The sequence below is a fragment of the Paraglaciecola mesophila genome, from assembly GCF_009906955.1.
Lineage (GTDB): Bacteria > Pseudomonadota > Gammaproteobacteria > Enterobacterales > Alteromonadaceae > Paraglaciecola > Paraglaciecola mesophila_A.
This window is the reverse complement of sequence record NZ_CP047656.1, coordinates 591,362-605,820: the sequence shown is the minus strand read 5'-3', so window position 1 is coordinate 605,820 and position 14,459 is coordinate 591,362. Positions and strand designations below refer to the sequence as shown.

Annotated in this window: 16 protein-coding genes; 6 read left to right on the top strand and 10 right to left on the bottom strand. The window is 42.9% G+C overall.

Going from position 1 to position 14,459, the window contains the following annotated elements; all coding sequences use genetic code 11:
* Positions 1 to 52: 52 nt before the first annotated feature.
* Positions 53 to 868, bottom strand: coding sequence for a MurR/RpiR family transcriptional regulator (locus FX988_RS02550; RefSeq protein ID WP_160178195.1), 816 nt, complete (start codon positions 866 to 868; stop codon positions 53 to 55).
* A gap of 221 nt (positions 869 to 1,089) precedes the next feature.
* Here FX988_RS02550 and cobB point away from each other — a divergent pair, with 221 nt between their 5' ends.
* The 6 genes from cobB to FX988_RS02520 all read left to right on the top strand — a co-directional run bounded on the left by cobB (position 1,090) and on the right by FX988_RS02520 (position 5,930).
* Positions 1,090 to 1,857 carry a Sir2 family NAD+-dependent deacetylase gene (cobB, locus tag FX988_RS02545; protein WP_160178194.1) on the top strand — a complete coding sequence of 256 codons (768 nt, stop codon included), beginning with the start codon at positions 1,090 to 1,092 and terminating at the stop codon, positions 1,855 to 1,857.
* Positions 1,858 to 2,490, top strand: coding sequence for a LysE family translocator (locus FX988_RS02540; RefSeq protein WP_160178193.1), 633 nt, complete (start codon positions 1,858 to 1,860; stop codon positions 2,488 to 2,490).
* 99 nt (positions 2,491 to 2,589) lie between these two features.
* The gene (locus tag FX988_RS02535; protein ID WP_160178192.1) at positions 2,590 to 3,333 is read left to right on the top strand and encodes a hypothetical protein; all 744 of its coding nucleotides are present in this window, start codon (positions 2,590 to 2,592) and stop codon (positions 3,331 to 3,333) included.
* A complete protein-coding gene (locus tag FX988_RS02530; protein ID WP_160178191.1) occupies positions 3,326 to 4,186 on the top strand; it encodes a glucosaminidase domain-containing protein in 861 nt (286 codons plus the stop codon). Before FX988_RS02535 ends, FX988_RS02530 begins: the two co-directional genes overlap by 8 nt.
* A complete protein-coding gene (locus tag FX988_RS02525) occupies positions 4,183 to 4,845 on the top strand; it encodes a DUF2987 domain-containing protein (RefSeq protein ID WP_160178190.1) in 663 nt (220 codons plus the stop codon). The genes FX988_RS02530 and FX988_RS02525 overlap by 4 nt, the downstream gene beginning before the upstream one ends.
* Before the next feature lie 227 nt (positions 4,846 to 5,072).
* On the top strand, positions 5,073 to 5,930 hold the full coding sequence (locus FX988_RS02520; RefSeq protein ID WP_160182074.1) for a DMT family transporter: 858 nt from the start codon (positions 5,073 to 5,075) through the stop codon (positions 5,928 to 5,930).
* A gap of 20 nt (positions 5,931 to 5,950) precedes the next feature.
* Here FX988_RS02520 and FX988_RS02515 read toward each other — a convergent pair whose 3' ends face one another.
* From FX988_RS02515 to FX988_RS02475, 9 genes are all read right to left on the bottom strand, one after another.
* On the bottom strand, positions 5,951 to 6,934 hold the full coding sequence (locus FX988_RS02515) for a patatin-like phospholipase family protein (RefSeq protein ID WP_160178189.1): 984 nt from the start codon (positions 6,932 to 6,934) through the stop codon (positions 5,951 to 5,953).
* A gap of 10 nt (positions 6,935 to 6,944) precedes the next feature.
* Positions 6,945 to 7,880, bottom strand: a complete 936-nt coding sequence (gene ttcA, locus FX988_RS02510; protein WP_160178188.1) for a tRNA 2-thiocytidine(32) synthetase TtcA — start codon at positions 7,878 to 7,880, stop codon at positions 6,945 to 6,947.
* Positions 7,881 to 8,314: 434 nt separating this feature from the next.
* Positions 8,315 to 9,250: a universal stress protein UspE gene (uspE, locus tag FX988_RS02505; protein ID WP_160178187.1), complete on the bottom strand. Its 936-nt coding sequence runs from the start codon at positions 9,248 to 9,250 to the stop codon at positions 8,315 to 8,317.
* 193 nt (positions 9,251 to 9,443) lie between these two features.
* On the bottom strand, positions 9,444 to 10,106 hold the full coding sequence (locus FX988_RS02500; RefSeq protein WP_160178186.1) for a sulfite exporter TauE/SafE family protein: 663 nt from the start codon (positions 10,104 to 10,106) through the stop codon (positions 9,444 to 9,446).
* The gene (ccoS, locus tag FX988_RS02495; protein ID WP_160178185.1) at positions 10,093 to 10,356 is read right to left on the bottom strand and encodes a cbb3-type cytochrome oxidase assembly protein CcoS; all 264 of its coding nucleotides are present in this window, start codon (positions 10,354 to 10,356) and stop codon (positions 10,093 to 10,095) included. Before ccoS ends, FX988_RS02500 begins: the two co-directional genes overlap by 14 nt.
* Before the next feature lie 17 nt (positions 10,357 to 10,373).
* Positions 10,374 to 12,758, bottom strand: a complete 2,385-nt coding sequence (locus tag FX988_RS02490) for a heavy metal translocating P-type ATPase (RefSeq protein WP_160178184.1) — start codon at positions 12,756 to 12,758, stop codon at positions 10,374 to 10,376.
* Complete coding sequence (locus tag FX988_RS02485) at positions 12,758 to 13,267, bottom strand: FixH family protein (RefSeq protein WP_160178183.1); 510 nt, start codon at positions 13,265 to 13,267, stop codon at positions 12,758 to 12,760. Before FX988_RS02485 ends, FX988_RS02490 begins: the two co-directional genes overlap by 1 nt.
* A 71-nt stretch (positions 13,268 to 13,338) precedes the next feature.
* A complete protein-coding gene (ccoP, locus tag FX988_RS02480) occupies positions 13,339 to 14,292 on the bottom strand; it encodes a cytochrome-c oxidase, cbb3-type subunit III (RefSeq protein WP_160178182.1) in 954 nt (317 codons plus the stop codon).
* Positions 14,285 to 14,458: a CcoQ/FixQ family Cbb3-type cytochrome c oxidase assembly chaperone gene (locus tag FX988_RS02475; protein ID WP_007991122.1), complete on the bottom strand. Its 174-nt coding sequence runs from the start codon at positions 14,456 to 14,458 to the stop codon at positions 14,285 to 14,287. Before FX988_RS02475 ends, ccoP begins: the two co-directional genes overlap by 8 nt.
* Position 14,459: the final 1 nt, after the last annotated feature.

Below are 14,459 nucleotides of genomic sequence, written 5' to 3'. Positions count from 1 at the left end.
GGTGCTCTTAGCTGCGTACCTGCTGCAACGCAAAATAAAGGCTAGACCTAAATTACTTTTCTAGTTCGTCTAGCTCTTCGTACAAAGACGAAATTTCGCTAATGCGGCGATCAGCCGTTTTATCTAATTGGCTAAATACCTGATTGCAGATAATAGAAATAACACTCATAGGCGCTGCATAACTATCGAGGGCTTGCTCTTGTCCCAGTTGGCAAATAATAAGTTGTTTTACTTGCTCGGCGTATATTTGGCCTGATGGATCTGCTAATAATGCCACGTTATGATGTTGCAGCTTTTCAAGTAATGGCTTGAATATTTTTGGTCTGCGGCGAAAACCAACCAGTATCACCAGTTCATCATCGCTGATATCTCTTAGTTCTTCACTCAACGTTTGACCCGGTTGCGGGAGCAAACGTACTTTACTGCGAATTTGTAGCAACTGCTGCCTGAAGTGCAGGGCAACGGGGTAACTGTTTCTAAAGCCAATCAGGGTAATGCGAGACGCTTCACAAATAGATTTAATCAATCCATTTAACTGGTCTTGATCTAAATTGCTCCACGTTTGTTCAATCCGTTGAATTTCTCTATTTAGCGCTCCGCTTTGGTCCGATTCCATATACATTGGATAGCCGTTAGCACGAAAAGCATTAAGTTCAGTCTTTGCATCGTGATGGGATTGATAGCCCAATTGCCGAAAAAAACGACTCACGGTGGCTTTTGATGTTTGGGTTTTCTGAGCGATCTCGGCAACTGAACAACTGAGTACGTCCAAAGGTGTATGTTGCAAGTGGTCAGCAATCAATCGGGCGTTCGGAGATAGTCCTTGATACTGCTGCTCAATTCGTACAATAAAGGGAATTTTTGCCAAAGTAGAATGATCATTATAAAAAACGGATCTATAGCTTATACCAACTTAACGGTATAAAGGAACTGTTCGACGTATTGGTTAAGGAGTATTGCCATAAACCTCGCGTAAACTGTTATCTAAATTAGGACAATGATAGCATGCGCTGCCTTATGGCAAATAGCGACGTTGTATTCTGTTTACCTTCCCTTTATGTGGTTGTACAAAAATAAAAGAGAGCACTTGTGTCAAGAAAACAAACACCTCATCTTAACCCTAGTAACTTTGGTGCTTCTTCTGACGGTCAATGGCCTAACATTGTCATTTTGACGGGCGCAGGGATCTCTGCTGAATCAGGCTTGAAAACGTTTCGCGATAATGATGGTTTATGGGAAGAGCATGCTTTAGAAGAAGTAGCAACCCCTGAAGCGTTTAGCCGTAACCCTGAATTAGTCTATCGCTTTTATAATCAGCGCCGTGAACAATTGCAAAGTGCCGATGTACAGCCAAACGCCGCACATATTGCCCTAGCGAAGCTTGAGTCCGCATTTCCTGAAAACGTATTGATTATTACCCAAAATGTTGACGATTTACATGAACGGGCAGGCAGCAAAAACGTGCTACACATGCACGGTGAGCTATTATCGGCGCGTTGTAATCAGAGTCACCGTCGTTTTATAATGAAGCGTCCTTTCGATGGAACAAGCCGCTGTCAGTGCTGTTCGCCAAGTCAAACTATCAGGCCAGACATCGTTTGGTTCGGTGAAATGCCATTTCATATGGAAGAAATCGAATGTGCAGTACAAGAAGCAGATGTGTTTATTTCTATTGGTACTTCAGGCAATGTCTACCCAGCCGCTGGGCTGGTGCAAATTGCTAACCATTACGGTGCGCATACAGTAGAACTTAACTTAGCGCCAAGTGAAGGGAATAATGATTTTTTAGAGGCTCATTACGGACTGGCCAGTGCAGTGGTACCTCATTACTTAACACAATATTTAAAAGGCAAATAAATGGACTTGAGTCTTTACTGGGGCGAATTTTTAACGATAGCTGGCGTACATTTACTGGCAGTAGCGAGCCCTGGCCCTGATTTTGCCATTGTGTTAAAACACAGTATTAGTTATGGGCGTCGTATTGCGATGATCACCAGTATTGGCGTGGGAGTGGCGATTTTGTTGCATGTAACCTATTCGTTGTTAGGAATAGGCTTATTGCTAAAGACAAATCCGTTAATATATACAATTTTTAGTTATGTAGCCGCTGCGTATTTGGTTTACATCGCCGTTGGAGCGCTAAAAAGCAAGGCTGTAGACACTGCTGAACCTGCCAGTGAGGCTAGTTCAAACGAAATAAGTAACCGAAAAGCATTTGCAATAGGCTTTTTAACCAATGGATTGAACCCTAAGGCCACTTTATTCTTTCTATCCGTCTTTGCCGTTGCTGTGTCATCGCAAACACCGAGTAGCATTAAATTAGCCTATGGGCTGTATCTTTCAGTGGCGACAGGTATGTGGTTTTGTTTTTTATCGTACCTATTAAGTACACGCAAAGTGCGAGCTTTCATTCGTCAATACAGCCATTGGTTTGATCGCGTTATGGGGGCTGTACTGTTGTTATTAGCCGCGAAACTGGTGATTGTGTAAATAATTAAGTCGGACCATTAATAAAATTAACGCGCTGCTCTTAGCAAGCTAAGTGTCATTTAGTTAAAATTAACCATGTGCAGTGAAAAGGGCAGTTTGGTGGAACAAGATAATAAAAATACCCTAGGTGGTAATGTTGATAAGTCGCTACGCGGTGAAACCCCGCTAGACTTGCAAGCGTGTGTCAAAGAGGGATGGCAACTTTCAAAGCGGCATTTTTATAGCACGTTACAGGGCGGGTTATTCACATTAGGTATTATGTTAGCCATGCTGATGTTAATTGGCCACTTCGTCAGTATTGATGACTTGCAAAACCCCTCTGTTTCATTGAGCTATGGATTAAACCTCTTGTTCACCTTGGTGACGACTCCTTTAATAACCGCTTTAATGATGATGGGGATTGGCCATAGCGTTGGGGTTAATGTACCGTTTTTAAGTTTGGTCAAACGACTTGCAACGTCTGCATTATTGATTTTAAGCGCGTTAATGCTCGGTGCATTGGCTAACCTTGGCTTGGCGCTTTACATTTTGCCAGGATTATACTTGGCGATGTCCACTGGGTTCGCTCTGGTGTTATTAGTTGAGAAAAAATATCGTCCTAGTCAGGCTATAATCGTTTCAATGCGCGTGTTTAATCGCTACTGGGGGCCGCTAAGTCAATTTTACATTGTTTCATTTATTCTTTTTGTTGGTGGGCTTTTCACGTTCGGTATCGCACTCATTTGGATTGTTCCTTGGTATCTTCATACTAAAGGTGTGTTGTACCGTACCTTGTTTGGTGTTGAAGTGTTAGGACAACCTTCCTCTCATTCCAATAATAAAGATTCGGTTTTCTATGCCTAAAACTCATGATAAATACCAAAAGCTACGATACTTCGCTGCCGCCTGTGGACTGTTTGCGATTATGTACATTGCTGACGGCTACTTTGAGAGCCAACTCCCTGACACAAAGTTAAAACTCACTGAAACAGAACTGCGTATATTGATTGATGATATCGATCGTAAATCGACATCTTCATCTCATACTGATGAAACAAAAACAGTCCCCAATTTTAAGCAGTACGATGATGTCACTGAAAAAAAGAAGGCTTTTTTCGCATACTTACTTCCCGAGATCCGTCACCAAAACAAGGTTACATTGATTAAGCGCAAAGCGGTAATGAGCATCGCCCAGCAGCTTGAAGGACATCAGACGTTGAGCCCCTTCACAGGAAAACTACTGAAAAATATGCGCCGGGAGTACAAAATCGATAAAGGCTTAACCGATTTGCAATCCACTGCGGTGCTATTACACCGAGTTGATATTATCCCTCCAGAATTGGTGTTGATCCAAGCGGCAAACGAGTCAGGGTGGGGAACGTCTCGATTTGCCCGACAAGGCTACAACTTTTTTGGATTGTGGTGTTTTAAACAAGGCTGTGGTTTCGTTCCTAAACGCAGGAATGAAGGTACAGTTCACGAAGTAGCAAAATTTAAAAATCTCTCTCACGCGGTAAAGACCTATATTAGAAACCTAAATCGTCATTACGCCTACAAAGAATTACGCGATATACGCGCTGATTTACGCGCACAAGATAAACCTATTACCGCTAAAGCGTTGGTCCATGGCTTACAGAGTTACTCTGAGCGTGGCCAAGATTACATTGATGAACTGTTAAGTATGATGAGGGTAAATAAAGAGCACATGAATTTATGAAAAAGTGGTTATTAGCAGCCTGTGTTATTCCAAGCTGCTTAGCAGTTGCGCAACAAACAAATGAGCAAGTACCCAGTACTGATACATTGAACGTCGAATACAGTAGTTTTTATAGTCATGTGCGAAAGCTTGATAACGAAGAGACCAGCGCGCTACAGTTTGCGTTTGGGTTTAAACGGGTCCAAAGCGATGTATTATGCACGATCACCAAGGCGTATATTCATACCCAAAAACTAGATATTCCGTTGAAGGTGAGCCAAGAACAACGTTTTACTGTGCCCAGTGAGAAAGCCCTTAAGATGGCAAAAGCCGAAGTGGTATTAGCATTTGTAGAGCCAAAAAATCAATGTGATATGTCAGTCCAGCTTGAAACCAAACCTAAGTGGTTAAAAACGCAATATTCCGCAAATGAACTGACGACTTTGTTCACGCAATATCAAACATTTTTTGATGATATGGGCAGCTTTTTGTCCTTCTTGATGCCCAGTGTAGATGGCTTAGTCGTCCATTTTACTGACGCAAGGTTAAACGAAAAGTTGGCAAACGGGTTAGTCATTGAAGCGGGAACTTTGCATATAACAAAAGAGTGGATAAACCGAGGACACAGCTTAACGTTGCCTGACATGCCGTTACGCATAACCGCTAGCACGACCAAGTAATCGAGTATTGTGTAGAACCCTTTACTTTTCTCGCGAGCCTATAACTCGCGATGTATTCCTTAGTAGAATGGTGATTTACGTAACCTTTCATTCATAACTGTGCAACCTGATGGTTTCACAAAATAGTTATAAAATTCAAATAATTAAATATAGTTGAAAGAGTCTTTGAATCCATTATTACGTTGCAGTAAGGTTGCACGTCTGAATCTACTAATGGAGTTAAAAACATTATTTCAATCCGTGGTGAGCTACACCTTTTATCTGCGACTCTGCTTGCAGCCGTCGGTTGGGTCGCCTCTAAACTCGTCATTGACGTTGTGCCTGGAGATACCTTTTTAGCCGTGCGCTTTTTACTGGCAAGCGTTATTTTATTCCCTTTTTGTTACCGTCAAATTTTGCAGATAAGCTTAAAAAGCATACTGGCTGTTTGTGCTGTTGGTGTAATCTTAGCGTTATCACTGCAAGTCTGGGTGTATGCTGTTTCGATTACCGATAGCCTTTCAGAAGGGGCATTTATTATGAGCTTGGCCATGATAATCGCTCCTTTTACCTCTTGGATGATATTTCGCCAAAGACCGCAAAGGGCATTTTGGCTTGCGCTTCCGATCGCCATTATTGGTTTAGCATTGATGACATTAACAAACAGCTGGCAGGTAGAACCTAGCCAATGGTGTTTTTTAATCTCATCGACCTTGTTGTCGGTTCATTTTGTGTTTAACAAGCGAGTCACAGTCAATATTAGCCCCTTGCTTTCCATTTTTTGTCAGTTATTAACCGTGGGGATTGTCAGCAGTGTATACGCAATGTTCTCGAAGAATGCGCAGTTTGAGCTAAACCAGAACGTTATCATGTGGTTTATTGTGTCGGTTGTGGTGGCAACGTCGATCCGTTATTTATTACAAACCGTAGGGCAGTTTTCTGTGAATATGGAAACCGCTGCGCTTATTATGATTTTAGAGCCCATTTGGACCTTAGTGCTAAGTATGAGCTTATTAGACGAAGTACTTGCGGCGCAAAAATTAATCGGTGCGGGCGTTATTTTTATGTCCTTGTTCGTGTACGTCAAACTCTCACGTCGCGGGTAAGCAGATCGGTATCAGGGCAACTAATCTAAGCGCAATTGATAGCGAATCTGCTCAGCAATTCGCTTGACGCTGTTTCGACCTTCCTCAATGAGTTCCTCTGCTCGATAAAATTCCATCATGCCAAAATCGCGTAGTTGTGGCTCGATAAGAATATCCGGTGGATTTCCCGCTAAACGTGAACGTGTTACTCGAGCTTGCAGTATGTCCAGTGAACCTGCCATCACACCAATCATGCTAGGCGGGTTCTTTTTCACTGTACGGGGCTTGGCTATTTCGCTGTTTAATTCAACTTGGTCTTGGTCATCTGGTTTCCCTTCGTTATCAAGAGGGGGGCTCTCTTTGTGTTTTTTGTCACTTTTGAACCACTTTGAGAACTGATTTTGACTCTTACTGAACACATCGGAAATCTTTTGTTGGTTTCGTTCTCGCTCTTTTTCGTTACTGTCTAGCGCTTGAGGACGAAAGTCAGCGCTAAGATTTACAGCGAATACGATATCGGCACCTAAATGACGACACAAATTAACCGGAACCGGATTGACCACACCACCGTCAACTAACCAACGATCATTGAAAGTAGTAGGGGGGAACAAACCTGGAATAGCGCATGACGCACGAACAGCATCAACCACCGAGCCGGTTAAAAAATTGATTTCCCGGCCACTGTATAAATCCGTAGCAACACAGGCAAACGGCTTACACAGTTCTTCAAAGGTTTCTTCACTGAAATTATCTTGCAACGCCTTGAAGACCTTTAGGCCGCTAACTAATCCCCCTCGATATAGGCCTACGCCCATTAACGCGAATACTTGCCATTCTGTTAAGCTGCGTACCCATTCCTCTAAAGGGCCGAGCTTGTTTGAGGAGTAAGCTGCTCCAACATAGGCGCCAATGGAACAGCCTGCCACCACATCAATTTTAATGCCTAACTCTTCTAATGCCTGGATCACTCCTATGTGCGCCCAACCACGAGCAGCGCCGCTGCCTAGGGCTATGCCTATTTTCAATGTTTGGCTCCTAATCTATGCGGGTAATGGGAAGGGTTGAAACGTTAACGTCTTTTGCCGGGCTTAAATCAAGCGGATCAAACGCAGTGTCACCATTTGTTTCACCAAGCTCGCTTTCATTCAAGTCTTTAAAGTTAAATACGTTTGGATCGGCCAAGTGTGACGGCACCACATTCTGTAATGCTTTGAACATGGTTTCTATACGACCTGGGAATTGGCTGTTCCACTGTTCTAACATCAGTTTAACTTGTTTGCGTTGCAAATTTTCTTGAGAGCCACATAAGTTGCAAGGAATGATAGGAAATCCCATGTGAGTTGAATACTCGGCGATGTCTTGCTCGCTGCAATAGGCGAGTGGCCGTATGACGACATTTTTGCCATCATCACTGGTTAATTTTGGGGGCATCGATTTTAAACGACCTGTATGAAACATATTCAAAAATAGCGTTTCGAGCATGTCGTCTCTATGATGACCAAGGGCAATTTTAGTCACGCCCATTTTGATGGCATTGGTATATAGAATGCCGCGGCGCAAACGTGAGCACAGTGAACACGTTGTTTTACCTTCTGGGACTTTATCAACCACGATAGAGTAAGTATCTTCTTCGATAATAGCATAATCAACACCTAAGTTTTCCAAGTAGTTTGGTAAAACATGCTCAGGAAACCCCGGTTGTTTCTGATCTAAGTTGACCGCAATAATGGAAAAATGAATTGGTGCAGATTTTTGCATATGCAGCAGCATATCAAGCATAGTGTAGCTGTCTTTACCACCCGACAAGCACACCATGACTTTGTCGCCTTCTTCAATCATATTAAAGTCAGCGATGGCTTGGCCTGTTTTACGTCTTAATTTTGTCGCAAGTTTTTTAACACGTTTACCGTTGTCGGCGGCAACATTAGGGCCAGTGGGGATGTTAGATGGTGTACTAGAAACATGATTCATGAAATTGGGCAACTGTTGGATGATGAAAAGAAAATGCGCACGGATTATAACGAAATTATTCATGTATTTTAAGCGACATTGCTTGCCGAAAAGATAAAATGATTACCTAATAACGTCAGTCATACTATCTAGAATACTATGCCTTTTGCGGTTGGCATGGAAAATTTCAGTTTTACCAAATTTAAAAACAATTCACCTACCTTAATGATTCAGATGGCAACTGCGCAATTGGGCGCAGGTTTATTACGCAACCGATGAAGGCAGTGGCAAATCGATATTATTAAGCATATTGAGTAAAGAGTGCAGTGTGAGTAACGAGTGCAGTGTGAGCAACGAGCGGTAGTCTGTGTTAGGAAATACTTTTTTGGGTACCATATTTTTAGGTCAGCGTTATCAATACAAAGTCACCGGAGAGACGGCTCCGGTGCTTTCAATTAAGCGCACACCACAGGTGAAACGTACCCATCAGGTTTAATCGCCAATACATCACAATTAAGCTTATCAATCACATGCTCTGCTGTGTTACCGATTAACACCCCAGAAATCCCTTGCCTTCCCACTGTACCAAGCACCACTAATTCAGCATCAATTTTCTCTGCAAGGGCAGGGATAACGTCTTCAGGTAGTCCTTCTTCAATATGCGAGCAGCGTTGTGCAATTTCATGCTTTTGAGCGTGGCGTAACATGGCATTATGATGGTGATCTTTCACCGAATCGCTATACACTTGTGGATCAAACTCAGGGATCTCTATGGCGATATTGACAGGGGTTCCTGGATACGCATTGACCAAATGCACCTCTGATGAAAGAAGACTTGCAAACCCTTTAGCGCTTCGAGTGACGCAGTCGTTTAATGCAACATGATCATCGTCTTCAACGCCGACACTTACCGCACCAAGCACCTTGCCACCAATGGGCCAATCATGATCCTTGACCAATAAAACAGGCACTGGGCTTTTACGCATAATATGCCAATCCGTTGGGGTAAATATGACCGCTTTAAGGGTGTCGTTTAACTGGGTTCCCTTTACAATCAAATCATAGTTATGCTTCATCACGCGGCAGATAATGCTTTCCCAAGCACGATTGTGCCATTCAACGTTCAGGTCGATTTTGATTCCGTGTTGCTTTTCGATCGGCGCCACCAATTCAGCTAACCACGCGCTTTTATCTTCGATCACTGCAAAGCGCATGTTCTCTCGCTCATCGGTGGAAAGCATGGTGGTCATTTCGTAGGATAGGTCGTAAATAGGTAAAAAAGCGGTAATCTGAGCTTGGGTTATTTGCGCAATTTCTATTGCGCGCATAAGCGATTTCTGCTCTTCGTCTTCAGGATCGATAACTGCGAGTATTTTTTGATATTTCATCATTATTCTCCGCCGCTGATGTGACACTTTTAGTGTACGAGACTAACGTTAAATTTGCCATTTAAGTTACTATTATATTGATTTAACGCAAGTTATTTTATACTCCCGCAATTAAATTTGTTGATCGCACGTAAAGAAACAAGAAGTTGGATAAACGTTAACTACTACGCGCTTGCTGCTTCAACCGTCTTGTGAGCTAGGTATAAGCACGCCATAACATGTGTAACGCAAAACCGAGTAAACACAGTGCAACGATTTGACGCGTTTTGGAATTGGTGAGTAGTGTTTTCATTGATTCAACGCCAGCAGCCATAACAATAAGTGCCGGCAAGGTGCCTAGACCGAAAAATAACATCACCAACGCTCCGTTGACGGCACTGCCGCTGGCTAAACTCCAAGTCAGCGTAGAGTAGACCAAACCGCAAGGCAACCATCCCCAGATAACCCCGTAAGGCAAGGCATACAAAGGGTGTTTAAAAGGTAACAACGATTTAGATAATGGCCGAACATAGCGCCATAACTTAGCGCCAGCACGCTCTAAATAATGTAAGCCGCGCCACCAATTTCCTACATAACAGGCCATAGCTATTAGAAAGAGTGCACTAATGGTGTGTAAAAAAGGAATGGATTTAATGATTTGGGCGCGTTCTACCATGCTGCCTAAACTTCCTGTTAACGCCCCTAGGAGGGCATAACTGGCAATTCGGCCCACATTGTAGGTGAACACGTACGGCCATTGCTTGGCCCCCTTAGGCACGGCGAAGTGAAAAGCGCTGACCACGCCACCGCACATACCAAAACAATGCACGCTGCCAGCCAAGCCAATTAAAAACGCTGCGGTAATATTAAGATTGGTCATTTGACGTTAAAGATTGTTTGTTTTTCTCTTTAGTATTTTTTTCATCAGTATATTGTGTTGCCTCAGGGGAGGGATCTGAAGGCTTATTGGTGCTTGACGAAGGCGATTTTATATCATCATCAAACAAAATACTGTATCCGTGACGTTCGAGATCCTCAAACTGGTTACTTTTAACGGCCCAGAAAAAAATACCAATCGCTAAAGAAACGATGATGATCGCCAAGGGAATTAAGATATAAATAATGCTCATAGAATAACCTGCAAGTTTTACTTGAGTAATCGTACGGAGTTAACGACAACAATGATAGAGCTGAGTGACATGCCGATAACGGCCATCCAAGGTGTTAATAGACCGCTAACTGCTAAGGGCAAAACCAGTACATTGTAACCTAATGCCCATGCCATATTTTGTCTGATCTTCTGCTTGCAGCGTATCGCAATCTGAAACAAATAGGGGAGTTTGCCTAACGCGTTTTTGAGCAAGATAATATCTGCTGAAGTTTTGGCTAAATCAGCACCGGCGCCTAGCGTAACAGCTACATCGGCTTGAGCTAAAACCGGAGCATCATTTATGCCATCTCCAATCATTAATACGCTGTGCTCATTGCGTTGAAGCTCTTGGACAAATGCGAGTTTATCTTGAGGTGATTGTTCAGCCCGCCAATTTGAAATACCAATATGCTTAGCAACCTGGCTAACGTTAAATTGATTATCTCCACTGAGCAAGGTGATATCTTTCCGACTTAAACGTGCGAGCATGTCAGAAACATCAGGGCGCAGGGTATCAGTTAATTCAAACCCACACACAAACTGGCCATCGATACGCATCACGATACTGCTATCTTTGAGTTGTTCAGGTACGGCAGTGTTTTTAGATGCCGCACTGTGCGCAGCGAATAGCTCAACGTATTGATGATTTACCTTTGCACTGACACCTTCCCCTAGTGAAAACTGAAAGTCTTCCACTTGGGTAAACACTGGGTAAGAGGAAAATGCGCGCGCGATAGGATGCTCTGAATATTGTTCTACGCTGTGAGCATATTGTAAAAGATCAGCATCACTTAATGTCGAAATATTTTGCATAGAAGAAATTGATACTTCACCTTGAGTCAAGGTACCGGTCTTATCGAGGACTAGGTGATCCACTTGAGTCAATTGTTCAAGTACGTCAGAACGTTTAAGTAACACTCCCTGTTTATTCAGATTTGCCATAGCAAACGACAACGCAGAGGGGGTCGCCAGCCCAAGTGCACACGGGCAGGTCGCAATCAATACTGAAATCGCAATCCAAAATGCGTCAGGCTCTCCCTGCAACCACCAAAATGTAAAACTGCCTATTGCGAAAAATAATACGGCCAACACAAAGTACTGTGAGAACTGGTCTGCCATAGTGGCAATTCTCGGTTTACTTGCCATGGCTTGTTCTTGCAAGCGGGCAATTTGGTTAACTAAGGCATATTTAAATTGTGACGTGACTTTTAGAGTCAATGTGCCACTTTTATTGAGTGTGCCGCCGTATACAGTGTCTCCTTCATTCTTATCAACTGGGTAAAACTCACCCGTAAGAAGGGATTCATCAATTTGTGCATGGCCACTTAAAACCAGCCCGTCAATAGGTATCGTTTCCCCTGCTTTTACTAAAATCACATCATCAAGTTTCAGTGACTTTGCCAGCGTCGGCTGAATCTCTTCGTCTATCATCAGGTTTGCCGTGAGTGGTATATATTGCAACATGTTTGCAGAAATCTGTGCCGCTTTGTGGCGTGCTTGATGCTCAATAAACCGGCTTACTAACAGCAAAAAGATAAACATACATACGGACTCGAAATACACTTGACCATTTTCAAAGACAGTAGCCCATACCCCAGAAAAGTAGGTTGCTAGCAGTGCAATTGAAACGGGTACATCCATATTGACCGTTTTTGCTTTAAGGGCTTTATAGGCACTGTGGTAAAAACCCGCACCGGAATAAAACACCACAGGTGTACTCAATACCAAGCTGATCCAATTAAAAAATGAACTGGTTTCTTTTTCTAGATCGCCAAATAAATCAAAATACACACCAATTGCTAACATCATGACTTGCATAGTCATAAGACCTGCTAAACCAATGCGTTTTAATTGCGCTTTGTGTGATTGTTGAAACAGGGCTTCATGTTGTTCTTGTTGAAATGGACTTGGGTGATACCCTATACGTTCAATGGACGCCATAATCTGGCTCAAACTTAACGCATCCGAATACCAGCTAACAAGCGCTCGGCTAGCAGTCACATTGACTGACACTTGTTTAATACCAGAGACTTTGGATAACTGCTTTTCAATCAACCAACCACAAGCAGCGCAACTCATACCGCTTAAACTGAGCTGAATTTCACTGACCTCACCTTGATGCACGACAAAATCTTGTTGAATACTTTGCTCATCAAAGATCGTTAGTTGGTCAAGGGTCTCTTGAATATTATCATCGGCCTTAACGCCTGGTTCGGTGCGAAAACGGTAGTAATCCTCTAAGCCGTTTTCAACAATGGCTTGGGCAACCGCTTGGCACCCAGGACAACACATAGGTCGCTCGGTGCCTAAAACAAGGGCATTGTATTTATCGCCATCAACAGCAGGTAAACCGCAGTGGTAGCAAGGTATAGTATTTGTCATTAAGGGGTAAAAATAATTGGGTCTGTATTTGGGAAAGACAGTGTTTGCTGTACTTTCCACTCTTTATCGTGAGGGGTGAGCGCGACTTGCCATTTACCGATTAAATCATGTTCTGTGCTACCACGATAAATGCCTTGTGCATCTCTGAATAAATCGACTGTTTGATCTTTTGGTGCTTGCGTCACATGATAAAACGCAAGGTTAAGTGCTGCACCTGTCTCAGGTGCTCCGCTGATAAAACGGAGACTCACGTCATTTTCATTGACGGTTAATTCGGTTTGAATGTTTCGTGCTTTTGCTACCTGAATTTTTTCAAGGCTAATATTGATGGCTTTACCTTGCTTGTAATAGTCGTCGACTACCATGGCATCTTGACCATCAAACGCGAAGCGCAGCATATTAAAACTCAAAATCATAGAACATACTGGGATCGTAATTAGAAACCACGGCCAGAACTGTTTGTACCATTTCTTTTTGTCTGTAATGGACGGCTCTGAAGTAGGGGACATAACAACCTTAATTAAATGAAGAATATAAAAAAGCCTCGCACAAGCGAGGCTTATTCTAACCGAAAACGGGATTACTTATCTTGCGATAAACTGTAAACATATGCTGCAACTAAGTGAATTTTCTCTTCGCCCAAGGTTTTCTTGAATGAAGGCATCACACCGTTACGACCATAAGTTAACGTTTCAGTAACCGCTTTATGGCTGCCACCGTATAACCAAATATTATCGGTTAAGTTTGGTGCACCCAACGCTTGATTACCCTTACCATCTGGTCCATGACATGCAGAACAAATAGCAAAGCGAACTTTACCTTTTTCTTTTAAATCTGGATCTACTTGGCGACCACTTAGGCTAAGGGCGTAAGCCGCTACTTCTTCGATACCTTTTTCACCCATTGCTGCGAGTTGTGCAGGCATAGCCGCTTGGCGACCTAGGGTTAGCGTTTCAGTGATTTTAGCCGGCGTGCCGCCATACAACCAGTCGTTATCTGTTAAGTTAGGGAAACCACGTTGACCACGCGCATCTGAGCCATGACATTGAGAGCAGTTTTGGCTAAACAAACGCTGACCCACTTTCAATGCTTCCGGATCCTTCGCTAAAGATTCGATAGGTTGCTTAGCATACGCAGCAAAAATAGGGGCAAAGCGTTCTTCTGCAAAATCCAGTTCGCGATCGTATTGCACAATATCACCATTGGCTTTTGCATCAATTCGCGCTTGCTCAGACTCAGCAAGTGAGCGAATGTCTTGGTTAGAGCTCTTCCAACCTAACACGCCTTCAAAACTGCCTAAGCCAGGGTAAAGTATAAAATACAAAAAACCCCAAACGATGGTGGCGTAAAACATAATTGTCCACCAGCGTGGCAACTGATTGTTTATTTCTAGAATGCCATCATATTCATGATGCATGTCTTCGCCTTCAGGGACGCCGGTTTTATTGCTTAAACACCAACGCAATAATAAAAAACATCCAATAATTGTTCCCAGTGTGATAACTGTGATCCATATGCTCCAAAAGCTACTCATGTGTGCCTGACTCCCGCTTTTCTTTTTTGTCCTCATCAGCAAAAATTAAGTTTGCGGCTTCATCAAAACCGGACTTTGATTTTTTGCTGTAGGCCCAAATAACAATACCTATAAATACAACAAATACGATTAGGGTAAATATGGTTCCTGTAATTGCGTAATCCATA